The organism is Enterococcus sp. AZ191 (assembly GCF_051713845.1).
Taxonomy (GTDB): domain Bacteria; phylum Bacillota; class Bacilli; order Lactobacillales; family Enterococcaceae; genus Enterococcus_B; species Enterococcus_B durans.
The window spans coordinates 1,495,125-1,521,572 of the sequence record NZ_JBIOQS010000001.1; the positions used below are offsets into that span (position 1 = coordinate 1,495,125).

25 protein-coding genes are annotated in these 26,448 nt (G+C 38.2%); 20 read left to right on the forward strand and 5 right to left on the reverse strand.

Annotated elements, in window-relative coordinates; genetic code table 11:
* The first annotated feature begins 4 nt into the window (after positions 1-4).
* The 8 genes from IGI47_RS07220 (at position 5) to cbpB (ending at position 6,572) form a co-directional block, all read left to right on the forward strand.
* Entirely contained in the window at positions 5-820 is an 816-nt protein-coding gene (locus IGI47_RS07220) for a transporter substrate-binding domain-containing protein (RefSeq protein ID WP_005877086.1), read from the forward strand.
* 12 nt (positions 821-832) lie between these two features.
* Positions 833-1,480 (forward strand): amino acid ABC transporter permease, encoded by a 648-nt coding sequence (locus tag IGI47_RS07225; RefSeq protein WP_016176730.1) that lies wholly within the window; start codon positions 833-835, stop codon positions 1,478-1,480.
* A gap of 15 nt (positions 1,481-1,495) precedes the next feature.
* Complete coding sequence (locus IGI47_RS07230; protein WP_005877089.1) at positions 1,496-2,152, forward strand: amino acid ABC transporter permease; 657 nt, start codon at positions 1,496-1,498, stop codon at positions 2,150-2,152.
* Positions 2,153-2,700: 548 nt separating this feature from the next.
* A complete protein-coding gene (locus IGI47_RS07235) occupies positions 2,701-2,937 on the forward strand; it encodes a GNAT family N-acetyltransferase (protein ID WP_438783782.1) in 237 nt (78 codons plus the stop codon).
* Between the two features lie 349 nt (positions 2,938-3,286).
* Complete coding sequence (gene racE / locus IGI47_RS07240; protein WP_438783783.1) at positions 3,287-4,099, forward strand: glutamate racemase; 813 nt, start codon at positions 3,287-3,289, stop codon at positions 4,097-4,099.
* Between the two features lie 3 nt (positions 4,100-4,102).
* Positions 4,103-5,452, forward strand: a complete 1,350-nt coding sequence (gene rph / locus IGI47_RS07245; protein WP_438783784.1) for a ribonuclease PH — start codon at positions 4,103-4,105, stop codon at positions 5,450-5,452.
* Positions 5,453-5,965 (forward strand): metallophosphoesterase, encoded by a 513-nt coding sequence (locus IGI47_RS07250; RefSeq protein WP_438783785.1) that lies wholly within the window; start codon positions 5,453-5,455, stop codon positions 5,963-5,965.
* 106 nt (positions 5,966-6,071) lie between these two features.
* Positions 6,072-6,572, forward strand: coding sequence for a cyclic-di-AMP-binding protein CbpB (cbpB, locus tag IGI47_RS07255; protein WP_311929922.1), 501 nt, complete (start codon positions 6,072-6,074; stop codon positions 6,570-6,572).
* Between the two features lie 218 nt (positions 6,573-6,790).
* Here cbpB and IGI47_RS07260 read toward each other — a convergent pair whose 3' ends face one another.
* Entirely contained in the window at positions 6,791-7,708 is a 918-nt protein-coding gene (locus IGI47_RS07260; RefSeq protein WP_438783786.1) for a mechanosensitive ion channel family protein, read from the reverse strand.
* 180 nt (positions 7,709-7,888) lie between these two features.
* On the opposite strand from IGI47_RS07260, the gene IGI47_RS07265 reads away from it, so the two are divergent.
* Positions 7,889-8,902 carry a branched-chain amino acid aminotransferase gene (locus tag IGI47_RS07265; protein WP_311929924.1) on the forward strand — a complete coding sequence of 338 codons (1,014 nt, stop codon included), beginning with the start codon at positions 7,889-7,891 and terminating at the stop codon, positions 8,900-8,902.
* Between the two features lie 73 nt (positions 8,903-8,975).
* On the opposite strand, the gene fabI is transcribed toward IGI47_RS07265, so the two are convergent.
* Positions 8,976-9,731, reverse strand: coding sequence for an enoyl-ACP reductase FabI (gene fabI, locus IGI47_RS07270; protein WP_194184387.1), 756 nt, complete (start codon positions 9,729-9,731; stop codon positions 8,976-8,978).
* A 217-nt stretch (positions 9,732-9,948) separates the two neighbouring features.
* Here fabI and fabZ point away from each other — a divergent pair, with 217 nt between their 5' ends.
* The gene (fabZ, locus tag IGI47_RS07275; protein ID WP_005877108.1) at positions 9,949-10,389 is read left to right on the forward strand and encodes a 3-hydroxyacyl-ACP dehydratase FabZ; all 441 of its coding nucleotides are present in this window, start codon (positions 9,949-9,951) and stop codon (positions 10,387-10,389) included.
* 198 nt (positions 10,390-10,587) lie between these two features.
* Here the strand turns inward: fabZ and IGI47_RS07280 are convergent, their stop codons facing one another.
* The gene (locus IGI47_RS07280) at positions 10,588-11,340 is read right to left on the reverse strand and encodes a peptidylprolyl isomerase (protein ID WP_146896391.1); all 753 of its coding nucleotides are present in this window, start codon (positions 11,338-11,340) and stop codon (positions 10,588-10,590) included.
* Between the two features lie 184 nt (positions 11,341-11,524).
* Between IGI47_RS07280 and IGI47_RS07285 the strand changes: the two genes are divergently transcribed.
* The gene (locus tag IGI47_RS07285; protein ID WP_081133489.1) at positions 11,525-12,616 is read left to right on the forward strand and encodes a DUF871 domain-containing protein; all 1,092 of its coding nucleotides are present in this window, start codon (positions 11,525-11,527) and stop codon (positions 12,614-12,616) included.
* Between the two features lie 185 nt (positions 12,617-12,801).
* On the opposite strand, the gene IGI47_RS07290 is transcribed toward IGI47_RS07285, so the two are convergent.
* The gene (locus IGI47_RS07290) at positions 12,802-13,773 is read right to left on the reverse strand and encodes a hypothetical protein (protein ID WP_438783787.1); all 972 of its coding nucleotides are present in this window, start codon (positions 13,771-13,773) and stop codon (positions 12,802-12,804) included.
* A 195-nt stretch (positions 13,774-13,968) separates the two neighbouring features.
* On the opposite strand from IGI47_RS07290, the gene IGI47_RS07295 reads away from it, so the two are divergent.
* Entirely contained in the window at positions 13,969-14,904 is a 936-nt protein-coding gene (locus IGI47_RS07295; protein ID WP_438783789.1) for an alpha/beta hydrolase, read from the forward strand.
* 1,001 nt (positions 14,905-15,905) lie between these two features.
* Positions 15,906-17,141 (forward strand): hypothetical protein, encoded by a 1,236-nt coding sequence (locus IGI47_RS07300; protein WP_438783790.1) that lies wholly within the window; start codon positions 15,906-15,908, stop codon positions 17,139-17,141.
* A gap of 295 nt (positions 17,142-17,436) precedes the next feature.
* Here IGI47_RS07300 and gap read toward each other — a convergent pair whose 3' ends face one another.
* A complete protein-coding gene (gene gap, locus IGI47_RS07305; protein ID WP_311929930.1) occupies positions 17,437-18,447 on the reverse strand; it encodes a type I glyceraldehyde-3-phosphate dehydrogenase in 1,011 nt (336 codons plus the stop codon).
* A gap of 320 nt (positions 18,448-18,767) precedes the next feature.
* Here gap and obgE point away from each other — a divergent pair, with 320 nt between their 5' ends.
* The 7 genes from obgE to IGI47_RS07340 all read left to right on the forward strand — a co-directional run bounded on the left by obgE (position 18,768) and on the right by IGI47_RS07340 (position 26,279).
* On the forward strand, positions 18,768-20,081 hold the full coding sequence (obgE, locus tag IGI47_RS07310; protein ID WP_438783791.1) for a GTPase ObgE: 1,314 nt from the start codon (positions 18,768-18,770) through the stop codon (positions 20,079-20,081).
* 165 nt (positions 20,082-20,246) lie between these two features.
* On the forward strand, positions 20,247-20,828 hold the full coding sequence (locus IGI47_RS07315) for a DUF1269 domain-containing protein (protein ID WP_311929931.1): 582 nt from the start codon (positions 20,247-20,249) through the stop codon (positions 20,826-20,828).
* A gap of 289 nt (positions 20,829-21,117) precedes the next feature.
* Positions 21,118-22,053 (forward strand): ribonuclease Z, encoded by a 936-nt coding sequence (rnz, locus tag IGI47_RS07320; protein ID WP_311929932.1) that lies wholly within the window; start codon positions 21,118-21,120, stop codon positions 22,051-22,053.
* A gap of 2 nt (positions 22,054-22,055) precedes the next feature.
* Positions 22,056-22,844 carry an SDR family NAD(P)-dependent oxidoreductase gene (locus IGI47_RS07325; protein WP_438783792.1) on the forward strand — a complete coding sequence of 263 codons (789 nt, stop codon included), beginning with the start codon at positions 22,056-22,058 and terminating at the stop codon, positions 22,842-22,844.
* A 10-nt stretch (positions 22,845-22,854) separates the two neighbouring features.
* Positions 22,855-23,289 carry a LapA family protein gene (locus IGI47_RS07330; RefSeq protein ID WP_081133498.1) on the forward strand — a complete coding sequence of 145 codons (435 nt, stop codon included), beginning with the start codon at positions 22,855-22,857 and terminating at the stop codon, positions 23,287-23,289.
* A gap of 166 nt (positions 23,290-23,455) precedes the next feature.
* Positions 23,456-25,753 carry a single-stranded-DNA-specific exonuclease RecJ gene (gene recJ, locus IGI47_RS07335; protein ID WP_438783794.1) on the forward strand — a complete coding sequence of 766 codons (2,298 nt, stop codon included), beginning with the start codon at positions 23,456-23,458 and terminating at the stop codon, positions 25,751-25,753.
* Between the two features lie 13 nt (positions 25,754-25,766).
* A complete protein-coding gene (locus IGI47_RS07340; protein WP_005875866.1) occupies positions 25,767-26,279 on the forward strand; it encodes an adenine phosphoribosyltransferase in 513 nt (170 codons plus the stop codon).
* The last annotated feature ends 169 nt before the right edge of the window (positions 26,280-26,448 follow it).

The window sequence follows — 26,448 nt, forward strand, 5'->3', positions numbered from 1 at the left end:
TAAGATGCGTAAAAAATCGATTATTCGTTTATTTTTCCTTTTAGGGCTCATGTTTCTGGTATTGACTGGCTGTAAAGGAAAAAGTGTTGCAAATGAAAACATATTAGAACGTAGTAAAAAAACAGATACGATCGTTTGGGGCGTAAAATATGATACCCGATTGTTTGGTATGATGGACATCAAAAGCAGCAAAGTAGAAGGCTTTGATATTGATATTGCTAAAGCAATCACTGAGAAGATTCTAGGCAAACAAGGAAAAGCGGAATTTGTGGAAGTGACATCTAAAACACGTATTCCCCTATTGAAAAATGGGAACATTGATGCAATCATTGCGACGATGACGATCACGGATGAACGAAAAAAACAAGTTGACTTTTCGGAAGTTTATTTTGATGCAGGGCAGTCATTACTTGTCAAAAAAGGAAGTCCAATCAAGAGTGTGGATGATTTGAACGCGGATACAACGGTATTAGCGGTTAAAGGTTCAACTTCAGCCATCAATATTCGAAAACATGCACCAGATGCAAAGATCCTTGAACTAGAAAACTATGCAGAAGCTTTTACAGCATTGCAGTCAGGTCAAGGGGATGCGATGACAACAGATAATGCTATTTTATTAGGGATGGCAGATGAAAATCCTGAGTACACTTTAGCTGGAGGAGCGTTCACGAATGAACCATATGGGATCGCAATCAATAAAGGGCAGAAGGATTTCTTGGATGCTGTCAACAAAGCGTTGAAGGATATGCTTGCAGATGGCACGTATGAAAAAATCTACCAAAAATGGTTCCCAGGTTCAACGCAAGGGAAAGTGGATTAAGGAGGAAAAAGAATGGGTGAATTGATACAAACATACGGATCCACCTTCGTAGATGGATTTAAAATCACGATTTATTCAAGTATCTTAGCCTTGTTATTTAGCTTGATCATCGGTACATTGATGGCAATTTTCCAATTGTCGAAAAACAAACTAATCAGCGGTTTAGCAAAAGCTTATGTTGAATTTTTTAGAAATATTCCATTATTGATCATTGTGATGTTTTTTTATGTCGTTGTTCCTCTTTATTGGATCAGCTTTGATGGATTCCAAGCAGGGACGATCGGTTTGACAATCTACACATCTGCATTTATTGCAGAAACAGTGCGTTCAGGGATCCAAACAGTACCAAAAGGTCAAACAGAGGCTGGATTGTCTGCGGGTCTTACTTATTCGCAGACGATGCGTTATATCGTTTTGCCTCAAGCATTTAAGATCGTGGTACCGCCACTTGGCAACCAGTTTATCAATTTAGTAAAAAATTCTTCGATCTTGGCCATTGTTGCTGGTTTGGATCTAATGTACCAAGGAGACTTGATTGCGAGTGAAACATTCAATACATTCGATACGTATATCATTGTTGGGCTATTTTACTTAGTGATTACTTTGCCATTGTCTTATTTGATGGTCTATCTTGAAAAAAAATGGGCAGTTCGTTCATAGAAAGGGGAGAACAGAATGGATTTTAGTGGCGCTTTTTCATGGATGAATATCCGCTTTTTATTAGAGGGACTAAAAGTCACGGTAGAAGTATCGTTGTTCTCGATCGTTTTTAGCTTTTTGATTGGCGGTTTGACAGGGGTCATCCGTTTCTCGAATATTCCTTATTTTTCAAAAATCTTAGGATTTGTGATCGATATCATACGAAATCTCCCGTTATTGCTGATCATCTTTTTCACATATTTTGCTTTACCACAGATCGGGATTCAAATGAATATCTTCTGGTCAGCTGTTGCCGCTTTGACGATTTTTGAATCAGCAATGTTATCAGAAATTTTTCGTGCCGGGTTGAATGCTGTTCCTAAAGGACAAATGGAAGCGGGGCTTTCGACAGGTTTGACTTATGTTGAAACTATGAGAACTATTGTCTTACCGCAAGCCTTTAAATCAATGATTCCTGCTATCGTCAGCCAATTGATCTCATTGATCAAGGACACTTCTTTGGCAGTGATCATTTCATTACCTGAATTGACACACCAAGCACGAATCATCTACGGGCAAAACACGAATTATGTCTTACCGATGTTCGTCGCGATGACATTCATGTACTTCGTTGTTTGTTATGCATTATCATTGCTTTCTTCTTATCTAGAAAGAAGCAAATACAGTTATTAAACCAAAATCTAGGCTATCACAAGCTTTAAAGAGAAGCATAAACGCACGATCATTAGAAAAAACCGTTATTCGTAAAACGGGTCATTTTACGAGTAACGGTTTTTTTTGAATGAAACACATGTGAAATTTACTTTAGTAGCGACAAAAGTTATTTTGCAGTCAAATTTAAGTTATCGATTTGTCTTAATAAGTTTTGTTTTGACATCTTGTCTAAAAAAAGTAAGTAGCATTATCTCTGATAAAATGGCAGAATATAACCAAAAAGCGATCAGAGATTTCACTAAGTCTAATTGGACGTGAGGAGAAGCAGAATGGAGATAAAGACGAAGAGTCTCAGCATACGGAAGTTTGTTTCTGGAGACATCGATAGCTTTATGGACTATCGAAACAATATTGATTAGATGCGTTATCAAGGGTTTAAAGGAAAGTCAAAGGCGTTCTACGAAGCTGAATTACTTTATGATGTCTCTTTGGAAAAAGGGATGCAGCTTGCAATTATCCATACAGACACAAAGCAGTTGGTAGGGATATCTATTTGAGAAAGGAAAATGATAGCTATTGGATCGGGTATACTTATTCATCCACAATATGCCAGAAACGGCTACGCATCAGAAGCAGTTACTGGGACTATAAATTGGGGCAACGATCAAGGAGGCAAGGTGATCAAGGCGGGTGTTTTACCAGAAAATGATGCTTCAATCAGGTTGCTTGTGAAACTTGATTTTACTTATGAGACAAAAATAGAGGGCGAGTTGATTTATACCTATAACTTGTATCAACGGTAACTAAATTTACAGAAAACTTCAAAAATAATCCGAACAGTGAATAAAAGAAAAATCAGAGTGCAGCTGTCACTCTGGTTTTTCTTTTTGTAACAACAATCAGCAAACGTATACTGCATTATATGGGCAAATCGAAGGGGATTCCCAACTTTTCAGTTGAATGATGTAAAAATCTATATCTAACCATGTTATATGTCTGTAGCAAAACTGATTTTTAGTTTTGTCCCACATTCGGGTTTCAAATAATAACTATAGAAATAGGGAATACCAATTAAGAATGTAGGACTTGAAAAATAAGGGCAAAAAGTCCACAATAAGGAAGATAGAATTTATTGAAAAAAGGATGATATGAGTGACTGATAAGCGCCCAATCGGTTTTATTGATTCAGGGGTCGGCGGCTTGACCGTAGTAAAAGAAGCCTTGAAACAATTGCCAAACGAAAATATTTTATATATGGGAGACACTGCACGTTGTCCTTATGGTCCAAGACCCGCAGAGCAGGTCATCAAATTTACGTGGGAAATGACAAACCATCTGGTGGAGCAAGGAATCAAGATGTTGGTGATTGCTTGCAATACAGCGACAGCGGTTGTGTTGGAAGAAATCAAAGAAACGCTCCCTATTCCAGTTATTGGTGTGATCCTACCTGGAACAAGAGCGGCAGTGAAGAAAACAAAAAATAAAAATGTGGGTATCATTGGTACACTAGGAACGGTAAAAAGTGGTGCGTATGAAACAGCCCTTAAAGAAAAAGTACCGGAATTAGTAGTGACTAGTTTGGCTTGTCCGAAATTTGTTTCGGTAGTCGAAAGTAATGAGTACCATTCATCAGTGGCAAAAAAAATAGTAGCGGAAACCTTGACACCGCTTCTCTCTAAAAATATCGATACGCTTGTTTTAGGATGTACACATTATCCATTGCTGCGTCCGATTATTCAAAATGTCATGGGAGAGAATGTTACACTGATTGATTCAGGAGCTGAAACAGTAGGTGAAGTATCCATGTTATTAGACTATTTTGAAATCAGTAATTCGCCAAAAAATGGCCGAGAGATTTGTCGATTTTATACAACAGGTTCTGCGAAACTTTTTAAAGAGATTGCAGGAGACTGGTTACAGATCGACCATGTAAAAGTAGAACATATTGATCTAGGAGGAGTATGAGACATGCGTCATGATGGAAGGCAGATACAGGAGTTAAGAAAAGTAACGATCCAAACAAATGTTTTTAAACATCCGGAAGGTTCTGTTATGATCAGGTTTGGTGATACGACTGTTGTATGTTCTGCAACGGTTGAAACCAGTGTCCCTCCTTTTTTGAGAGATACCGGCACAGGTTGGGTCACTGCTGAATATAGCATGCTTCCGCGTGCGACGAATACGAGAAACCGCAGAGAGAGCAGCAAAGGAAAATTATCAGGTCGAACGATGGAGATCCAACGTTTGATCGGTCGTTCTTTGCGAGCAGTCGTTGACCTAGAAAAACTAGGAGAACGTAGTATCATTGTGGATTGTGATGTTTTACAAGCAGATGGCGGGACGCGTACAGCAAGTATCACAGGTGCGTTTATAGCCTTGAAACTAGCTGTTGACAAATTGCTTCAAGAGAAGAAATTAAAAGAAGACCCTATCAAAGAACATTTAGCAGCAATCAGTGTAGGGATTCTTCCAGATGGAACCTGTGCAACGGATTTAGATTATGAAGAAGACTCTGCTGCATTGGTGGATATGAATCTCGTGATGACTGAATCAGGAAAGTTTGTGGAGATCCAAGGGACTGGTGAAGAAGCCACTTTTGATGGCGAACAATTGAATGAAATGCTTTTTTATGGAAAAAGTGCGATTGAACAGCTGATCTTGGAACAAAAAAACAGCTTATTTGTTCCAGAAGTGTCAGATACTTTGGAAAAAGACAAGACAATCGTCATCGCTACTAGAAATGCAGGAAAAGCAGAAGAGTTCAAAGCGATGTTCGGTAAAGAAGGATACGAAGTGAAGACATTGTTCGACTATCCAGAGTTGCAAGATGTGGAAGAGACGGGTTCGACATTCGAAGAAAATGCACGCTTGAAAGCGGAAACGATTGCTCATTTACTGAATCAACCTGTGTTAGCAGATGATTCTGGATTAAAGGTGGATGCTTTGGGGGGGATGCCAGGCATTTATTCGGCACGCTTTGCAGGGGAACATAAAAGTGATGCTGGAAACAATGCAAAACTCCTTTATGAATTGACAGAAGTACCAGATGAAAAAAGAACTGCCCAATTTCATTGTACGTTGGTTTTTGCTGCACCAAACAAGGATAGTTTAGTAGTGGAGGCAGAATGGTCAGGGAAGATCGTTAGGATTCCACAAGGTGAAAATGGGTTTGGTTATGATCCGTTATTTCTACCAGATGGGTCTGATAAAACAGCAGCAGAATTACCAAGTGAAGAAAAAAATAAAAAAAGCCATCGTGCGCAAGCGATGAAAAAATTAAGCAAACAGTGGAAAACGTGGCTGGAAGGTGGGAGATAAGTGCGGTATTTAGTAGTAAGTGATAATCATGACGATCGAGATATCCTAGTACAGCTGGTCGAACGTTACCAAGGAAAGATAGATCATTTCTTCCATTGCGGGGACTCAGAATTATCAGCAGAAGATGTGTTGTGGAATGTTTTTAATGTCGTTCAAGGCAATTGTGATTTTGGTCCAGGATACGAAACAAAGCAATTTATCGATACAGGGGTCGATAAAGTATTGATTACTCATGGACATCTAGCGAATGTCCGTTTTGGCCTGACTCAGTTAGTGATGTCAGCTAAAGAACTAGGAGCGAATATGGTCTTTTTTGGACATACTCATCAAATCGGTTGTGAATTTGACCAAGGCATTCTCTATTTAAATCCTGGCAGTATTTCACAGCCTCGTGGCCGAATCCAAATCCCATCGTATGCAATTATTGATAGTACAGCAACCAAAATAGAGGTACAGTACTATAATCGTGCACACCAACCAGTAGAGGAATTGGCATTTACGTATGCACGCTAACTTAAAATTCTCTAATTTTTGCTAAAAAATCAATTGATTTTATGATTTGTGCATCCGTTTTCGGTAAAATAAGACTGTTGAGTGAAATAGAAATGGAGGGCATCCGATGATTGGACCTATTGTAAGAGATTTATTACTACAAAATCAGGAAACTTTTTTGATTCCTGCTGAAAATGTAGCAAATGTGATGTATCAACATCCTTTATCACATGGGTTGCTCGTTTTATCGAAAGTTGGCTACACGAAGATCCCTGTTTTAGGAAAAGATGACCGTTTTGTTGGATTAGTTAGTCTATCTGATGTGGTAAACAAGATGATCGATCTTCAAACGATCAGTATGGATCCTTTAGAAGGGTTGACAGTAGCCGATGTGATGGAGACAAATGTTCCAACGATCGACGAGAACTGGGAACTAGAAGATGTCTTGCATTTGCTTGTGGATTCGCCATTTTTACCAGTTGTGACAGAAGAAAAAGTCTTTAAGGGGATCATTACCAGAAAAGAATTATTGAAGGCTGTGAACTATATGGTTCATGAATTAGAGCGTCGGAACATCGTCTCTCCTAAAGTAGAAAAATTAAAAGAGAAAATCAATATCGTCAGTTAGACGAATGAGTAAAAATAAGGCAGTCGACTTTCTACCTTAAATGAATAGTGTTTCAAAAGTACCCACTGAGAAGCTAATTCTCTGAAAAAGTGATTTATTTCAGAGAATTCAATTTTCTCAAAGCACTTTTGAAACACTTTTTTGGTATAAAGATGAGTGAGGCAAGAGTAAAGTCTCGTTTTTGCTTAAGCTGCTTTTATTAGAATGACAAATATAGATTATTTTAAAACGATCGGTGTATTAGGGATCGTAAAGCCAGCAGCAGTGAGCTCTTTGACATAAGAGCTTAGAAATTCTTCTTTTAACGCAAACTGTTTCCCATTTAACACGTAGCAAACCGTGCGGATCGCAAAGTTACTGTTCCCTAGATCAACTAGACCAAAAATCTCTGGTTGTGTTTGTAGTTCATCATTGTATTTTTCTGCTAAACGTGTATTTACTTGTTCGATGATACCGTAGATACTGTCATATCCTTCTTCTGGAACGATCCGAATATCTAATAAAACTTGCATATTTGCCCGTGAAAGATTGCTGATCGTTGTGATATTACGGTTAGGAATAAAATGGACTGTTCCATCCGTTGCTTTTAACTGCAATGTTCGAATACCGACAGAAACAACTGTTCCTTCAATCGTCAAGTTCGCCAATTTTACATAGTCACCGACATCCATTTGCTGTTCCATAATAATGAAAAAACCTGTGATGACATCGCTCATAAATCCTTGCGCACCTAATCCGATAGCAACCCCGGCAATTCCAGCTCCTGCTAATAGTGAGCCAATTGGGACACCGATCACTGATAAAATCGCGTAGATGAAGAAGAAACCCATCGTATAATGAAAAATGGTATTTAAAAGACTGTGTAACGTTTTTAAACGACTTTCGTTTAGGACTGTTTTTTTAGCATACTGTTTAAATGATTTATCCATCAGATATTTTCCGATTCGATTGATCACGCCAAATAAGACGATCAAAAAAACTAAATAGAGTCCTTTCTGGATAAGTGTGGCTAGAATCCCATCCCAATCGATCCCGTTCCAAAAACGTTGAAAGGCATTTACTTGGTTTGCTGCCTGTTCCGTCAATGTTTCTCCTGTAGAAGTGGTAGATGAAGCAGTAGCTAATTGTAAAAGCATAAAATCCCCTTTTCTATACTATTTGATGTACTTGTATTGTAACAATAACTGACATAAAAGAAAATCTCCATGAAAATATTTTAACGGGATATCTTAATTTCAGAAATTCACAAAAATTCAAATGACAAATAACAGTGATAGTGCTAAAATATTCAAAAAGCAATGATTGGTGGAATGAATATGCAATTGGATTGGAATAATTTAGGATTTTCATATATTAAAACTCCTTGGCGCTATGTAGCAAAATGGAAAGATGGACAATGGGAAAAAGGGGAGTTGACAGAAGATAATTATTTAACAATCCACGAAGGTTCTCCAGCGCTTCATTATGGACAACAATGTTTTGAAGGATTGAAAGCTTACCGAAGAAAAGATGGAAAAGTAAACTTGTTCCGTCCAGATCAAAATAGTCGACGTCTGAATCAAAGTGCAAGACGGCTATTGATGCCGATGGTACCAGAAGAAATGTTTATCGATGCAGTCAAACAAGTTGCAAAAGCAAACGATGAATTTGTGCCTCCATACGGTACAGGAGCCACTTTGTATTTACGTCCTTTATTGATCGGGGTAGGGGAAAACATTGGCGTCCATCCAGCTTCAGAGTACTTATTTGTTGTCTTCTGTACACCAGTAGGCGCGTACTTCAAGGGTGGATTGAAACCAACGAATTTTATCGTATCTGATTATGATCGTGCTGCGCCAAAAGGTACAGGAGCTGCTAAAGTGGGCGGTAACTATGCCGCAAGCCTATTACCAGGAACAGAAGCAAGAGAATTGGATTATTCTGATTGTGTCTATCTCGACCCTGCGACCCATACAAAAATTGAAGAAGTGGGGGCTGCGAATTTCTTTGGGATCACGAAAGATGGTCAATTCATTACGCCACAATCACCGTCAATTTTACCAAGTATCACGAAATATTCTTTGTTGCAACTAGCAGAAGAACGTTTGGGCTTAAAAGCGGTTGAAGGGGATATCTTTATTGACCAGTTGGATCACTTTGCAGAAGCAGGTGCATGTGGTACGGCAGCAGTCATCTCGCCAATCGGTGGTATTTACTACGATAACCATCTTCATGTTTTCTATAGTGAAACGGAAGTTGGGCCTGTGACAAAACGTTTGTATGATGAATTGACAGGCATCCAATTCGGCGATATAGAAGCGCCAGAAGGGTGGATCCAAGTGGTGGGATAAACCATTTGAAAAAAGACTAATAGAAAAGGAAAGAATCCGTATGATGCGGCTTCTTTCCTTTTTAGTTAGATGATTAAGATAAATGAACACCTTTATCAACATAGATGATATCACCGATCATACCGCTTGAAAGGGGACTGATCAAGAAGGCGCAGGCGTTCCCAACTTCTTCGATCGTGACACCTTGTTGGTCAGGTGTACGTGATTCAGACAATTGGATCAGCTTTTGGTAATCCTTCACACCAGTAACGGCTAATGTTTTGATTGCTCCAGCAGAAATGCCGTTGACACGAATCCCTTTAGGTGAGAATTCTGCTGCCAAGTAACGGATAGCGGCTTCTAGTGATGCTTTGGCGATCCCCATCATATTGTAATTTGGTATCGCACGTTCTGATCCTAGATAAGACATGCTGACGATCCCACTGTTCGGTGCAAGATACTTTTGTGCATATTTTGAAACAGCAATCAAAGAATAACTGCTGATATCTTGCGCCAATTGATAACCATCTCTGGAAATATCAGATACGTTACCTGATAGTTCTTCTTTATTGGCATAGGCGATGGCATGCACCAATCCATGGATCTCTCCAGCATATTCACCGATCGCGTTCATCGCTGTTTCGATACTTTCATCACTTGCCACATCACATTCAACCGTAAATGCTTCTTCACCGACTAACTTAACCAATGATTTTTTCATTCGTTCATTTTGATAAGTATAGATGATTTCCGCACCTTGTTTCATCATCGCTTCAGCACAGCCCCAAGCAATACTACGCTTGTTGGCAACTCCCATGATGACGATTTTCTTTCCTTCTAAAAAAGACATATTGACACTCCTTTGATCCTAGAAAAATTTGATAGGTTGTAATAATGAAAAAATAAATGCAATAAATAACCTCTTGATTTTCTATTATTAGGCAAAATGCTTTGATTGTCAAACTATTTTTTTGCAGAATAAAAAAAGATTGCTAAAACTTTAAGAATATGATACTTTGATAATCAAAGTAATAAACTAGGCGTTTAGCCGGAAGAGGGAGTAATTTATGTCTTACGTATTATCAGCCACGGAAGTGATGGACTTGATTCCTAATCGCTATCCAATTTGTTATATTGACTATGTAGATACTTTGGAACCAGGGAAAAAAATTGTTGCCACGAAAAATGTAACGATCAATGAAGATTTTTTCCAAGGACATTTTCCAGATAATCCAGTAATGCCAGGCGCATTGATCTTAGAAACCTTAGCGCAAGCAGGCTCTATCCTTATTTTGAAATCGGAAGAATTTTTGGGTAAAAGAGCGTATATCGGAGGGATCAATAAAGCGAAATTCCGTCAAAAAGTAGTCCCAGGTGATGTGATGAAATGCCACTTTGAGATCACAAAGATGAAGGGTGCGGTGGGAACAGCGTTATCTGCAGCATATGTCGACGACAAAAAAGTATGTGAATGTGAATTTACATTTATCGTTAATAAAGATGCTTAAGTAAATAATAAGTTTTCTTAAAGAAAAAGGTAGGAATGGAAAGAGGAGATTCAAAAAATAAGAAAGTAATTGTAGAAATGAGATATTTGTTTTTATGAATACAACTTATTATTGGCATAATTTCTTCTAGTTCTCTCATCACATTAGATTGAAAAAGGGTGAGTCCAAAGCAATTTTTCTTTGGACTCACCCTTTCGTTTATTTTGCTTCTTGTAAAATATTGATTTTCTCGATCTTGATATCTTCCTTCGGTTTATCCGAACTATCTGTTTCAGTAGCGGCGATCGTGTCAACGACATCCATGCCTTCAATTACTTGTCCGAAGACAGTGTATTGACCATCTAATGTAGGGTAGCCACCTTTTTTATAAGCATCGATGATTGCTTGAGGGTAGTCATCTTTTAAAAGTCCGTCATGGACATCGTCAGAGTTTTGGACGATAAAGAATTGACTGCCGTTGCTATTCGGGTCTTGGCTGCGAGCCATTGATAGGGCACCACGGATATTGTAAAGCTGGTTTGAGATCTCTGTTTCAAAGCCTTTGCCCCAAATACTTTCACCGCCAGTACCGTCACCTTTTGGATCGCCTCCTTGGATCATAAAGTCTTTGATGACTCTATGGAAAGTCAAACCGTCATAATAGCCATCTTTGGCGTGGGTCATAAAATTTTCTACGGCTTTAGGTGCAAGTTCTGGGAATAGTTTGATTTTGATTGTCCCTTTATTTGTGACCATCTCAACCAAATCTTCATTAGCTGCTACTTCATTCGTCAATTGTGGTAAGGTCAAAGAATCAAGATCCACGCTTTCTTTCGTGCTAGTTTCTGTTGTTTTTTCAGTGGAGTCATTTGTAGTTGAGGAAGAACTCTCTGAATTATTTTGCGTACAACCTGCGAAGAATAGTAAGGTTGCTGCTAATCCAATGCTTAAAAATACTTTTTTTGCTTTCATTTTTCTTTCCTTTCAAGTTGAAATTATTGTTATCTATAATGATAACAAACTATGGTACGAATACCTATCTTTTTACCTATAAAATTTTCGTTAAATTTCTTTTAGAGGAAAGGTGTAGACCATTTGGAGCGCTTTTGTTATAATGTAAGTGGATACAAAAAGAAAACACAGGGGGATTTTATTGATGGGAAAATTAGGTATTTCGATCTATCCAGAACGTTCAACTTTTGAAAAGGATAAAGCCTATCTTGATTTAGCACATAAATATGGCTTTAAACGTGTTTTTACAAGTCTACTTCAAATCGATGGAGATAAAGAGCAAGTCTTAGCTGATTTTACTAAAGTCGTGGAGTATGCTAACAGCTTAGGGATGGAAGTAATGGTGGATATCAATCCAGCCTTATTTGATCAACTTGAGATATCATATGATGATCTATCTTTCTTTGATAAGATGGGCGCTTACGGTATTCGCTTGGACGTAGGATTTACTGGTGCTGAAGAAGCGAAGATGACGCGTAATCCTTATGGCATAAAAATTGAGATCAATATGAGCTCAGGAACGAACTATGTGGACAACATCATGAGCTATTCACCAAATACTTCAAACTTGTTAGGTTCCCACAATTTCTATCCTCATCGCTATTCTGGGTTAGGTTATGATCACTTTGTTTACTGCTCAGAAAAGTTCAGAAAGTATAATTTAAATACAATGGCTTTTGTGAACTCACAGGCTGCTGATTTTGGGCCATGGCCAACACAAGATGGTTTATGTACGCTAGAAGATCACCGCGACTTAGAGATTTCTACACAAGTCAAACACTTGATCCTGACAGGACTGATTGACGATATCTCTATTGGAAATGCTTACGCAAGCGAGGCTGAACTACAAGCGATGGCGGAAGCATTCCAAGCAGATTATCCTACATTGAAAGTTGATGTGGCAGAAGACATCACAGAAGATGAACGAATTTGTTTGTTCGACAATCTGCATAGTTATCGCGGTGACCGCTCGGAATATATCCTACGATCAACGATGACTCGTGTATATTACAAAGATAAACCTTTTCCTGCGCATAATACTCGTGATATGACTCATGGAGATGTATTGATCGATAACGTAGGGTATGGCCAATATAAAGGGGAAACACAAATTGCGTTGAAAGAAATGAAAAATGATGGACGCGTGAATGTCGTGGGACGTATTGCTGATGATGAATTGTTCTTGTTAGATTTCTTGAAACCATGGTCAAACTTTAAATTGATCGAAAATAAATAGTTGGCTTTGATACGAAAAAACAACTGCTGATGAACGATTAAAAATATATAATTCATAGTCCGGCCCTCACCAAAAAATGGATAGAATAGACGAAAAGGCATCTTTTGTTATACCTACTTTGATCGTAGGGAGAACATGAGATGCCTTTTTTAGGAGAACAGCTATTGCTATTGGGAGGAATGCATCTAGCGGTCTTCTTTTTGTGAAAACAACTGTTTTTCATAGTTTTTTTCTAGTTGTGCATTTTGCCAACGTGTTTCAAAGGCCTTTCTTTTTAGTACATGTAAATTATTTTTTTGATAAAAGAGGAAAAAGTTTTTCATCTTATTTTTGATTTCAGGGCTTAAACGGGGGTTATTCATCATTGTTTCACTAATTTTTTGTTGCATGATTTTTGTAGAAATGGGCCAAGTGATGATGTTTGTTTCTTTAGTATTTCTTGCCCAGAGTGCATATTGCAAGCCAAATTGGGATTGCTTAAGGTAGCAATTTCCGACCTTTTGTTCTTCTTTGAATAGATAATCCAGTGGTCTGTTGGATTGGGCAATCTTGAGTAATTTCTTCTGGATAAAAAATTTCTTGTCGTGTTTTAAGTCGGGCATAAAAGCACTAGCGTTTAAATAAGTTGCTAATTGATGGATCTTTTTCATTGGAATAACAAAACGATGAATCGGAGCTGTGTGCTTCAAAGGATAACTTAGGTGACACCGAGCCAGAGTATCAACAAGGTCGACATGTAATGATTCATTCTCTTTCTTTGTACAAACGAAGCAACAAGTGTGGCCACTGTATTTTGATACATTGAATCCAGCTGGAAAAAGTAGAAAGGAATGTTTGTTTTCCGAATCTAACTTGGAAAGTGCTTTTTTTAAAAGCTGAACACTAGGATATACAGAAATACTTTGATAAATCGACTTAGCCACAGTCGACCGATTTTTTTCCTCGACAAACTTTCTTGAATGATCCTTCTGAATTATATTTAAATAGATAGAATAAAGTTCTTTGAGATCATCTGGGTGAGGGGTTAGTCGATTTTCTACTAGATCAAGAACTTGGTTATGTATTTCCAACATTCGGTAACTATAATTGGGATCTTTGCGATAGGTGGCAGTAATGGTTTCGTTCCACGCAGTCTCGTCAGTTAATTTAGTATCCATAAGATCACTCCTTTTTATCTTAGCTTAGCATCAAAAGAAAAGCGGGCAGAACTTTCTTTGATAAAAAACGAAGAATATGTTCTATCTGTTATCAAGCTATCTGATTTTGTTAGGTAGGCTTGCATCTGTGGGGCTGATTATTTATACTGATTTTAGAAAAGAGTGTTGGAACATTGAAATAAAGGAAGGTATGACATGAAACTTTGGATCAAAATAGTCATAGGAATCATCATAGTGATTATCGTGGCATTATTATTTGCAGGAAATTATTTTTATAATTACGCAGTCGTGCCATCTGAAAAAGATTTTTTAGAAGACGACACACCAGGTACATCAAAGGTAGTGAAGGAAACAGAAGCACAAAAATGGTTTAATGACAAAGACAATCGCAGTTATTGGCACCTTACTTCAAAAGATGGTTTGAAACTTTCAGCCATTTATCTACCGGCAGCAACAAAAAGTGAGAAAACAGTGATTGCCGCTCATGGCTATATGGGTAACGCAGAAACAATGGCAAATTACGCAAAAATGTTCCATGACTTAGGCTATAACGTGTTAGTCCCAGATGCCCGCGGCCACGGAGAAAGCGAAGGGGATTACATTGGATTTGGCTGGCCAGAACGAAAAGATTATGTCCAGTGGATCGATCAGATCATAGAAAAAGAGGGGCCATTGCAAAAAATCGTTCTTTATGGTATCAGTATGGGAGCAGCTACTGTTATGATGACTAGCGGGGAGAAACTGCCTGATAATGTAAAAGCAATCATTGAAGATTGTGGATATTCTTCCGTTAGTGATGAACTTAGCTATCAATTAGATGACATGTTTCATCTGCCGGCATTCCCATTGATCCCAGTGACAAGTTTTATGACGAAAGTCAGAGCAGGGTATTTCTTTGGCGAAGCAAGTGCGGTCGATCAGTTAGAAAAAAATACACGACCGATGTTATTTATTCACGGGGACGCGGACACCTTTGTTCCTTATGAAATGTTAGACAAAATATATGAGGCAACGAAAGGGCCAAAAGAGAAATATGTAGTCAAAGGTGCTGAACACGCAAAGGCGTATTCAATCGATCCAGAAAAATACCAAACGGTTGTAAAAGACTTCTTAAATAAATATGTCCAATGATTTTCAGTTGGAATAAAATTTTTGTAGTCCGTGTGCTTGAACGTAATAAACGAAAGTTTCTCCTAAAATCAATAAATGGTACTAAGCCGAATAATCCCAAGAATGTTTCTTTTTGGTGATTGTTCGGCTTATTTTTTATAGTTGAACACTTCATCGAGATGCGCAAGAAATGAGGTCGAGACAAAAGTCGCTTAAATTTTCCCCACTCTCGTAGATCAAATGAAACTGAGGCTGGTTGGATCTGTCTGTGATATGTAAAGAAGAAACATGTATAATCAAATTTATTTTTACTCCATACAAGACATTTTTTTATGTGTTAAGGATATTTTTAACATGAACAGACATTTTGTTGTTATTCTTTTAGTATAAAAATAGAAATCAAGGGGGGAATCGAGTTCGAGAAACTCAAAGAAATAAATTGTCGGCGGTGTAGAAACTGTCAAGTAATCGTACTATGGGGATAAGTGTGAAGAGTAGATTTCGAGGGATTCGGTAAAAAGTCGACTAGTTGCTGTTGAGTGGCTAATCGTACGATTGGATGAGGAGAAAATCGTTTAAGGGTAAAAATTTTAACGATCCGATTCGATCAAGATAAAAAAGTGAAATAGTTAAAATACTGATTACTTATTTGTTTATCACTAGCAAACTTTGCGTTGTAGACAAAAGTATCGATTTATTTTCTTGCGAAGAAGATAAGCGGATGCCTTTGTCTTTTTTGTATGTACTCCGACTAAGGCGTTTAAGAAACGATCATAGCTAGCATCTGTTTCTAATAGTCGATAAGCCATTTTTCATTAGTTATCTGCTAGGCTTATTCAAGATGTATCTTCTAGAAAAAACTAAATTTCCAGATGCAAATAAAAAAAGGACTATTTGTTTGGCATTACAAGATACACTAGTAGTCAGAAAACTACATTAAATGTTGGAAAATATGCGAAGTATACTAGTGGTCATAATTGTGGGGACAGCGAGCCATTGATAAAATATAGAGGAGGATCCAAATGGATGAGAAACTTTTGTTAGGAAAAAATTATCAAGTATCGGAAAAAAGACAGGAAAATATAGAAAAAGAATCCTTGAGAGAAAAATATCACTATCAAAAAGCTTTAAATAGAAAAACTATCTCTCGCGAACAGAGGAAAGCGGAGGAGGAACTAAGGCTTTTTTTTACTGGATTATTCCAGAAGGATGAAGGGCCTGAGAAAATCGAGCAGTATTATGCAAGAATGGTAGGTTTAGTGTGTAGTAAAAGTGAGAAGCAATCGTTTGTTAACGAAGAGTTTAAATCTTATTTATCCTATTGGGCAACTTTATTTAAAAACGGTTGTTTAACAAAAGATGCATTAAATCCGATGAATACTCCCAAAATATTGTTTCCTCTATTGAGTGTTTCGCTAGAGAAGAGTGCAACGTTTTTAACAAGTAAATATGGAACCATTCGTTCTTTATATGAATTGAGTGCAAATATAAAATCTTCTTTTTTAGTTTATCCAGCTTTTTTCACGTCTGAAAATACTAACAGGGGGAAAGTAGGTGGCGTCGTTATCCGTAAGTTCGATGACATCAACTATGAAATAATTGTCATAGATAAACGTAATACTTATTTTAAGGATATAAGGAACAAAGAGTTAGAAAATTTTTTATCACAGGGACCTAATGTTGCTCTAACTAGATACCTTGTTCCAACCGTTAGAACACATCTTATTGCAGATCTGTTAACGTCAAGAAGAAAGAGCAATAATAAGTTTTCTACATATGATGGATTGGATAAGATAAGCGTACAGAAAGAATTTCGAAAATACGAAGAGGTAGATACCGTGGATAAAGGCGATATCAAAAATTTTGAATGTGCAATAAATTATGCAGTTTGTTCGGCGATTTTCAATGAGGAGTTGCTAAAAGAACCGCAGATGCTTTCACTTCCAGAAAACATTGAAATCATCCATCAACTAGTTATTGATCATCTTACAGGCATCGAAAAAAATTCACTGACATTTACGAGCAAACAGAAAAATAATCTAGCAACAGCGATAAAAAATATAAAGACATCTGATCTTTCGTATGAAAAATCCTTTAGTATTCATGAAAAAAAGCAAATAGAGGAGAAAAAACTTAGTGCATTCAAAAAAAGTATGGACACAATCAAAAAAAATCGGAAGTTGCCTGCTAAGTCAGGTGGAATAGACAATCCAGCCTTTTATGAAAAAGCGCATTCAAGTGATTCACCTACTATTTAGTAGAGGAAAATAAAAAGGCAGAACAAGCAGACATTCAGCAAACAAAGTAGCGTTTCTAAACAAAGTCAGGTTATAAAAAAAGATCAGTCAGTATTAGTGTAAAAAAGAGGTCATGGCAAATCTAAAAATCAGTTTTGCTACAGACTCTCGAATAGACGGCGTCCAAAAGTCAGGTTTCTCGTAAATTTCAAAAAAAAAACGAGCAATACAAAAACGTATTGCTCGTTTTTTTCTCCAATTTCTCAAACCTAAACGACTTTTATCTTGATCTCTTTATGTCATTATTCAATTAAAATTAAAGGTTTGCAAATTTTTCTAATAGACGAATCATTTGGCAAGTGAACCCATATTCATTGTCGTACCAAGCAACTGTTTTCACTAATTGGAAATCACCTGCTGTAGTTACTTCAGTTTGTGTTGGGTCAAAAATTGAACCTTGAGTCGTTCCGATAACGTCACCAGAAACGATTTCACGATCGTCATACCCAAATGAAGGATTGTCAACCGTATGTTTCTTGATTGCTTCGTTGACTTCTTCGGCAGTTACTTTTGTTTTTAAGATTGAAACTAATTCTGTTAATGAGCCATCGACGACTGGGACACGTTGTGCATGTCCTTGAAGTTTACCTTGTAATTCAGGAATAACTAAGCCGATAGCTTTTGCAGCACCAGTTGAGTGAGGGATAGTGTTATCTGCTGCAGAACGAGCAGCACGTAAGTTACCACCTTTTACTGGGCCGTCTAGTAACATTTGTGTAGAAGTATAAGCATGGACAGTTGTCATTGTTCCTACTTCAATCCCAAATTCATTATTTAAGAAGTAAGCCATTGGTGCTAAGCAGTTTGTTGTACAAGAACCAGCAGAAATGATTTTGTCATTTGCATCTAACGTATTATCATTTACGTTATAAACGATCGTTTTCATTGCTCCGGCTGGCGCAGAGATCACGACACGTTTAACGCCTGCGTTCAAGTGGGCTTGTGCTTTTTCTTCAGAAGTGTAAAAACCAGTACATTCTAAAACAATATCGACACCATTTTCTTTAACCCAAGGGATCTTACTTGCATCAGGTTCAGCATACACGCGTGTAGTTTCACCATCAACTACGATTGAGTCTTCTGTTGCAGTAACTGTACCTGGATACGTACCGTGTGTTGAATCAAATTGTAACAATTGAGCCAACATCGTTGGGCTAGTTAAGTCATTGATTGCTACTACTTCAATATCATCTGATACTTCTTTGATACGGCGGAACGCCAAACGTCCAATACGTCCAAATCCATTAATACCTACTTTTACTGTCATAATCAAAAGTTCCTCCTTTATTTGGAGATTGTTGAATGCCCAATCTTCATTAATACATCTATTATTTTCCTCCTGTCTTTTTGATTTGTCAAAAAATTATACTTACAAAAGTAAAGCAATCTTAATTATTTCCGTTTTTGAGTCTTCGCAAGTAAGTAGGCAAGTCAAATCAGAGATAAAACAGATAAAAGGGAGAAACTTTGGCTGAAAAGATGGACAAAATGGCTTTTCACCGATAAAATAAATAGGACTTTTGTTTATTGTGGAAATTCAGGCAGTCAAGTAATTAAATATAAATAAATTAATAGGAGGACTTAAAGATGTCCATGTTTTTAGATCAAGTGACGATCGATGTGAAAGCCGGTAAAGGCGGCGACGGAATGGTGGCATTCCGCAGAGAAAAATATGTACCTGATGGGGGTCCTGCTGGCGGTGATGGCGGACATGGGGGTGCGGTGATCTTAGTTGTTGACGAAGGATTACGCACATTGATGGATTTTCGTTTCAACCGTCATTTTAAAGCTCAACCTGGAGAAAACGGGATGAGTAAAGGTATGCATGGCCGTGGATCAGAAGATACGTATGTCAAGGTGCCACAGGGAACAACAGTGAGAGACGCAGAAACAGGCGCTTTACTAGGTGATTTGATTGAAAATGGTCAAACACTTGTTGTAGCAAAAGGTGGCCGCGGCGGTCGCGGAAATATCCGATTTGCTTCACCAAGAAATCCAGCACCTGAAATCGCCGAAAATGGCGAACCAGGACAAGAAAGAAAAATCGAATTAGAATTGAAGGTACTGGCTGATGTAGGTCTGGTTGGTTTTCCTTCTGTAGGTAAATCCACACTTCTTTCAGTGATTTCTTCAGCTCGTCCGAAAATCGGTGTGTATCATTTTACGACTCTTGTTCCCAATCTCGGCATGGTTACAACTAGCGATGGCAGAAGTTTTGCAGCCGCTGATTTACCAGGTCTGATCGAAGGGGCTTCCCAAGGCGTTGGACTGGGAACTCAATTTTTACGTCACATCGAACGTACACGCGTTATACTACATGTGATCGACATGAGTGGAATGGAAGGAAGAGATCCATATGAAGATTATTTAGCGATCAATCATGAATTATCTTCTTATAATCTACGTTTACTCGAACGTCCACAGATTATTGTTGCAAATAAAATGGATATGCCAAACGCTGAGGAAAACTTGGCAAAATTCAAAGAGCAATTGAACAAAGAAAAAACAGACGAGTTTGCAGATGACATTCCTGTTTTCCCAATTTCAGGCGTGACTAGAAAAGGAATTGATCCATTATTGAATGCAACAGCGGATCTACTTGAGGTTACACCAGAATTTCCTCTATATGATGAAGAAATCGAAGAAGAAACAGTACAATATGGCTTTAATCCAGATGAGCCAGAATTCAAGATCGATCGTGATCCGGACGCTACTTGGATCTTATCTGGTGAAAAGATCGAGAAATTGTTCCAAATGACAAACTTCGACCATGATGAAACAGTCATGCGCTTTGCCCGTCAATTACGTGGAATGGGTGTCGACGAAGCTTTACGTGCTAGAGGGGCTAAAGATGGTGACCTCGTAAGAATCGGTGAATTTGAATTTGAATTCGTTGAATAATGGTAATTTGTTTCAAGTAATAAAAGTTTGTTTTTGAGTTTCTAAAGAGCGAGAGAAAAGTAGATTTGCTTTTTTCTTGCTCTTTTTTGTTATTTTTAAAGGGTATTTCTTTTGTTTTTTTGAAATAAACGGTAGAATGAATAAAAAGAAGAAGGAGTGTTTTCGATGAATAAACGAGTAATCATTTTAAATTTTCCTGTAGAGAGTCAAGCTTATCAAGCGTTTTCTGAAATCAAAAAATTCCATGCTGCTCGTTCGATCAAAGGAGAGCAAATGGCAGTCATCCGTCATGAACCAAACGGGACCCATCAATTCAAAATTGAAGATTTTCTAGATTTTACAGGCAACAACAAATCATCCACTGGCGGATTGATCGGTATGTTGGTTGGTATTCTGGGAGGGCCACTAGGGATTCTGTTAGGCTGGTTTGCTGGCGGAATGATCGGAGCAACACAAGATGCAAAAGAAATCAAAGATGCACAGACAGTTTTCGATTTTGTAGGAAGTAAAATCAGTGAAGGTACGACGGGGCTGATTTTAATTGCTGAAGAAGAAGACAACCGTCCATTGAATCAATTAGTGACAATGGAATTAGGGGGAGAAATCACTCGCTTGGACTACGATGATGTAGAAAAAGATGTCCATGATGCCCGAGAAGTCGAGGATAAAGCAAAAGAAGCTGCCAAGAAAAACTGGCAAGACAAACATCCTCAACAGGATGCTGATTCCGATCATCCAGCTGAGTAACGATGAGTGTGGGATAAAACTAAAAATCAGTTTTGCTACAGACTCTAATTCTGGATAAACGGCGGCCAAAAGTCAGGTTTTTCGGAAATTTCAAAAAAAAACGAGCAATACAAAAAAACGTATTGTTTGTTTTTTCTCCAAATTCTCAAACCTAAACGACTTTTGTCTCGACATCTTTTTCGATTTTTGTTTATTTCTTATGATTATTGAAGCATTTCAGACTTTCGGTTGATTATCAGTTGATTTTCCCATAAAATTAATAGGGAACTTAAAGAAAGTCAGGTAGATTATGGAATTACAATTTTTAGGAACAGGAGCAGGAGTACCTGCTAAACATAGAAATGTGACAAGTATTGCATTAAAACTCTTAGATGAAAGAAATGAAGTTTGGTTATTTGATTGTGGGGAAGGAACACAGATGCAGATCTTGCGTACGAGTATCCGCCCACGAAAAATCGAAAAAATATTCATCACCCATTTACATGGGGATCATATTTTTGGATTACCTGGTTTACTTAGCAGCCGCTCTTTTCAAGGGGGAGATACACCGCTTGAAATATACGGACCTAAGGGAATCGAAACGTTTATCAAAACTTCTTTAGCTGTTTCGCAAACTCGATTAGGTTATGCGCTGGAATTTATTGAATTGACTGAGGATCAGCCAATCTTTGAAGACCAACAATTTTCTATTTATACAAAGAAACTGGATCATGGCATCGATAGTTTTGGCTACCGGGTCGTGGAGCATGACCATAAAGGAGAATTGCAAGTCGACAAACTGAAAGAATTAGCTATTCCAGCTGGACCGATCTATGGTAAGCTAAAAAAAGGTGAAACAGTCACTCTTGATGATGGACGGATCATTGATGGCAAAGCATTTGTGGGACCGAATAAAAAAGGTAGGATCGTCACAATTTTAGGCGATACTCGAAAAACAGGTAATTCTGTCCTTCTTGCTCAGGATAGTGATGTACTCGTTCATGAAAGTACGTTTAACAAAAATGAGGAAAAAATGGCGCGTAATTATTACCATTCAACTACGCATCAAGCAGCAGAAATCGCGAAGGAAGCCAAAACTAACAAATTATTATTGACACATATCAGTGCTCGTTATTTAGGCAAAGCAGCATTGGAACTTGAAAATGAAGCAAAAGAGATCTTTCCTAATACGTTGATCATGAAAGATTTTGAAACAATTGAAGTACCGTTTCGTGAGGAGGAATAGGTGTGAATCTAGAAGATAAAGTAGTGCTAGTAACAGGTGGTTCTGGAGGATTAGGCGCTCAAATTTGTTATGAAGCAGCAAAACAAGGGGCAATCGTCATCACATGTGCGAGAAGGATCCAGATGATCGGCGAAGTAAAAGAAGAATGCAAAAGATTGAGTGGAACAGAGGCTTATGCTTTTCAAGTAGACGTCAGTGATCCCGAGAGTGTCGATGCATTGTATGAAAAAGTAATGGATGAAGTCGGTAGAGTCGATGTGTTAGTCAATAATGCTGGCTTCGGTATTTTCGAAGATTTTCTAAGCTTTGATTTAGGCAAAGCATACGACATGTTTGAAGTGAATGTGTTGGGAATGATGGTCTTGACTCAAAAATTCGCACTTGATATGGCTGAGCGAAGACAAGGACATATTATCAATATCGCTTCGATGGCTGGCAAAATGGCTACAGCTAAGTCAACGATCTATTCCGCTACGAAATTCGCTGTTTTGGGATTTTCCAATGCATTGAGATTAGAATTGAAACCATTAGACGTAGCCGTGACTACTGTCAATCCTGGGCCTGTCGCTACAGATTTCTTTGATAAAGCAGATCCTAGTGGCAGCTATTTAGAAAAAGTAGATCAACTTGTTTTGGATCCAACCAAATTAGCGAAAGCAATCGTTCGTAATATGAAATATCCGAAACGTGAAATCAATAAACCAGTGATCCTTGAAATCGCAGCTAAATTTTACACGCTCTTCCCAACAATTGGCGATTATTTAGCGAGTGGTATTTTCAATAAGAAGTAGGTGAAGAAAAGTGAAAAAACAAAGTGGTGTGATTATCGGGTTTCTACTTGTTTTAGTCATCGTACTATTTGCGGTATTGAATAACAAAAACGTGCCTGTTAGTTTTGGTGTTGCTTCGTTTTCTGCACCGTTGATACTAGTCATCATAGGTTCTGCGATCATCGGCGCATTGATTGTTTTTGTCACCGCCTCAACGACATTATGGCAACAAAAAAAACAAATTAAACAGTTGACACAAGAACTAGCTGAAGCCCAAAAAGATGTGGAAGCAAAAGTGAACGAGGCAAAAGAAGAACAACAGCGTGAATTCAGAAATGAACGCGCAGAACTTGAAGCTGCGTATCAAGCAGAACTGCAAGCAACGAAAGAACAACTACAACAGTTGCAAACACCAAAGGAAAATAATACGCCATCACCTAAACAAAGCTATAATTATTTTGATTGATCGGTTTTATTATGAATGTTTAGGTTAAGAAAATTGATAAAGACTATTTCTTGCGAGGCCCGAAAAAGTTTTAGGATTCCTTCCTCTTTTCGGGCTTTCTTTTTGTTTCTTTCTTCTTTTTTTTAGCGTTTTCCTTTGCTATAATAACTAAGTTAGGAGTGAGAACGTGAGACAAGCAAACTATGATTGGAAGTTAAGTGATACGGAGCCTTCCGCATCCTTTCTCCAAATGATCGAAAAACAAGGTATCTCTCCTTTTATCGGCAAGTTGCTATGGCAACGCGGTTATCGAGAAGAAAAGGAATTACAACGATTTTTAAATCCAAAAGAACAATCTCTTTATGATCCTTACTTGATGCACGACATGGACAAAGCCATCAGTCGGATTCAAAAAGCTGTGATCGAGGGAGAAAAAATCTTGATTTACGGCGACTATGATGCAGACGGAATCACCAGCACGACAGTAATGAAAGAGACACTAGAACTCTTAGGGGCAGAAGTCGAAACGTTTTTACCCAATCGTTTTCTCCATGGATATGGACCGAATCCTACTGTATACAAAGAAAAAATCGAAGCAGGAGTCCAATTGATCGTCACTGTTGATAATGGCGTAGCAGGGAATGAGGCCGTTTCCTATGCACAGGAAGCTGGGGTGGATGTGATTATTACAGACCATCACGAGTTACCGGATCATTTACCAGAGGCTTATGCCATCGTGCATCCCCGTCATCCAGAAGGAAATTATCCTTTTCCGGATCTTGCTGGAGTAGGTGTAGCCTTTAAAGTGGCCACTGCTCTACTAGAAGAACCTCCGGCTGAATTCTTGGATTTAGTTGCTATCGGTACGATTGCCGATCTGGTTTCGCTGACGGATGAAAACCGTGTGTTAGTTTCTCTAGGCTTGGATGCTATCAAGCACTCTGAACGCATCGGATTACAAGCACTTTTCTCAGAAAGTGGCGTGAAGGCGAAAGAGGCAGATGAAACAATGATTGGTTTTTCGATTGCGCCTCGATTGAATGCCATCGGTCGAATGGGTGATCCAAATCCAGCTGTGGAATTATTGGCTACTTTTGATGAAGAAGATGCAGCGAGACAAGCCAAGAAACTAAATGAAATCAATGATCAAAGAAAAAAAATAGTGGATGATATCGCTCAGGAAGCACTAAGGATGATCGACGAAACGAATCAGATCCATTTACTTGCACATCCTGGCTGGCATGAAGGTGTTTTGGGGATTGTAGCTGGTAAAATCATGAACCAAACAGGCAAACCAACTATTGTTCTGGGGATAAAAGAAGATGGAACAGCTAAAGGGTCTGGTCGTAGTGTTGACGCACTGAATCTATATGAAATGTTGGATAAGATGCGTGATCTATTTACATTCTTCGGAGGGCACCATGCAGCTGTCGGTCTAACGATGCCAAAAGAAAATATCTCAGCTTTACAAGAACGCATGAATCACTATGTTGTAGAACAAGGAATCGATTTAACTAAGGGTCCTGCTTTAAGGATTGATGAAATCTTGACACCAAAGGATGCAACAGTAGAGTTGATCGGTGCCTTGAAGTTACTTGCACCATTTGGAACGGATAATCCGGTCCCGCAGTTTCTATTCCGTCAGACTTCAGCCGAAAATGTAAAAAGGATCGGTACAGCGCAACAACATTTAAAATTAACGCTAGTAGACGATGGTGCACAATTGGATGCTGTTGCCTTCGGATTTGGTAGTGAAGAAAACGAACTATTGAATAACCCTATTGATGTGGTGGGGAAACTTTCAGTCAATGAATGGAATGGCCGCAAGAAACCGCAGTTGATGGTGACGGATTTTGGCGTCAATGGTTTCCAAATATTCGATTGGCGTTCAAAACGGTATAGAACCCTAACCGAATTCAAAGAAGATATCTTTTACTTGGCTTTTGAAAAAAATTCTCTTAAAGAGTTGAACAAGGAAATAAGAGAGAAGATCATACTCTTTGAAAACCTTGAAAAGACGAAAGAGTTAATTGAAGGAAAAGCGTACCACGCATTACTACTTGTTGATTGTCCCATCGATCTCCTTGTTTTGGAAGAAATTCTTACGTTTGGTTCATTTGATCGAATGTATTTATTAGGGGTTTCTTATGATGAAGCTTATCTAAATGGTGTCGGTACAAGAGAACAGTATGCGAAATTGTTCAAATTGATCCATACGCAAGATAAAATCGATATCCGTTATAAGTTAGAAGCAATTTCAACCTATTTGAAAATACCACAAAAATTATTAATTTTTATGATTCAGGTGTTTTTTGAGCTGAAATTTGTTACAATAGAAAATGGCGTTTTACAAAAAGTCGAAAAACCTGAAAGTCATCCATTGACTGAAAGCCCGCTTTATCAGCGGCGACTTAAGAAAATCAAAGTGGAGGAATTTTTACTATTGAGTGATATTCCAACTATTAAAAAAAGGTTAACAACCTAGGAGGAAACAAAGAGTGGATTTAAAAGATTATATTGCAAGCATTCCTGATTACCCATCAAAAGGAATCATTTTTCGGGATATCTCCCCACTTATGGCAGATGGAGATGCCTACCGCGAAGCCACAAAACAAATCGTGGACTATGCAAAAGAAAAAAGAATTGACATGGTAGTTGGACCTGAAGCTCGCGGATTTATCGTTGGTTGTCCGGTAGCCTATGAAATGGGTGTTGGTTTTGCTCCAGTGCGTAAAAAAGGAAAATTGCCTCGGGAAACCATCGAAGTGACTTATGGACTTGAATACGGTACAGATACATTGACACTGCATAAAGATGCAATCAAGCCAGGCCAACGCGTATTGATCTGCGATGATCTACTAGCGACAGGTGGTACGATCAAAGCAACGATCGACTTAGTGGAAGAACTAGGTGGCGTTGTAGTTGGCTGTGCATTCTTGATCGAATTGATGGAACTAAAAGGCCGCGAAAAAATCGAAGGCTATGACATGATCACATTGATGGAATATTAATTGATTTTATACTGACCTTTTGCTAAGGTTAAAACGAGTTCGATGCTCTAAATCATTTTCCTTCAAGAAACAGTAATAAAAATTTTTTAAAAAGCCAGACTATCTCAAAATCGCAACAACTATTTTGGGACGGTTCGGCTTATTTTTTTGGCTCTTCTTCTTTTGCATC

What these genes read in the sequence shown, in the direction of transcription:
- IGI47_RS07230 (WP_005877089.1), top strand. Translation starts at nt 1,496, where the DNA reads ATGGATTTTAGTGGCGCTTTTTCATGGATGAATATCCGCTTTTTATTA.
- fabZ (WP_005877108.1), top strand. Translation starts at nt 9,949, where the DNA reads ATGTCTTACGTATTATCAGCCACGGAAGTGATGGACTTGATTCCTAAT.
- gap (WP_311929930.1), bottom strand. Translation starts at nt 18,447, where the DNA reads ATGACAGTAAAAGTAGGTATTAATGGATTTGGACGTATTGGACGTTTG.
- rnz (WP_311929932.1), top strand. Translation starts at nt 21,118, where the DNA reads ATGGAATTACAATTTTTAGGAACAGGAGCAGGAGTACCTGCTAAACAT.
- IGI47_RS07315 (WP_311929931.1), top strand. Translation starts at nt 20,247, where the DNA reads ATGAATAAACGAGTAATCATTTTAAATTTTCCTGTAGAGAGTCAAGCT.
- IGI47_RS07260 (WP_438783786.1), bottom strand. Translation starts at nt 7,708, where the DNA reads ATGCTTTTACAATTAGCTACTGCTTCATCTACCACTTCTACAGGAGAA.
- IGI47_RS07300 (WP_438783790.1), top strand. Translation starts at nt 15,906, where the DNA reads ATGGATGAGAAACTTTTGTTAGGAAAAAATTATCAAGTATCGGAAAAA.
- cbpB (WP_311929922.1), top strand. Translation starts at nt 6,072, where the DNA reads ATGATTGGACCTATTGTAAGAGATTTATTACTACAAAATCAGGAAACT.
- IGI47_RS07280 (WP_146896391.1), bottom strand. Translation starts at nt 11,340, where the DNA reads ATGAAAGCAAAAAAAGTATTTTTAAGCATTGGATTAGCAGCAACCTTA.
- IGI47_RS07295 (WP_438783789.1), top strand. Translation starts at nt 13,969, where the DNA reads ATGAAACTTTGGATCAAAATAGTCATAGGAATCATCATAGTGATTATC.
- IGI47_RS07220 (WP_005877086.1), top strand. Translation starts at nt 5, where the DNA reads ATGCGTAAAAAATCGATTATTCGTTTATTTTTCCTTTTAGGGCTCATG.
- IGI47_RS07285 (WP_081133489.1), top strand. Translation starts at nt 11,525, where the DNA reads ATGGGAAAATTAGGTATTTCGATCTATCCAGAACGTTCAACTTTTGAA.
- IGI47_RS07290 (WP_438783787.1), bottom strand. Translation starts at nt 13,773, where the DNA reads ATGGATACTAAATTAACTGACGAGACTGCGTGGAACGAAACCATTACT.
- IGI47_RS07225 (WP_016176730.1), top strand. Translation starts at nt 833, where the DNA reads ATGGGTGAATTGATACAAACATACGGATCCACCTTCGTAGATGGATTT.
- IGI47_RS07235 (WP_438783782.1), top strand. Translation starts at nt 2,701, where the DNA reads ATGATAGCTATTGGATCGGGTATACTTATTCATCCACAATATGCCAGA.
- fabI (WP_194184387.1), bottom strand. Translation starts at nt 9,731, where the DNA reads ATGTCTTTTTTAGAAGGAAAGAAAATCGTCATCATGGGAGTTGCCAAC.
- IGI47_RS07265 (WP_311929924.1), top strand. Translation starts at nt 7,889, where the DNA reads ATGCAATTGGATTGGAATAATTTAGGATTTTCATATATTAAAACTCCT.
- obgE (WP_438783791.1), top strand. Translation starts at nt 18,768, where the DNA reads ATGTCCATGTTTTTAGATCAAGTGACGATCGATGTGAAAGCCGGTAAA.
- rph (WP_438783784.1), top strand. Translation starts at nt 4,103, where the DNA reads ATGCGTCATGATGGAAGGCAGATACAGGAGTTAAGAAAAGTAACGATC.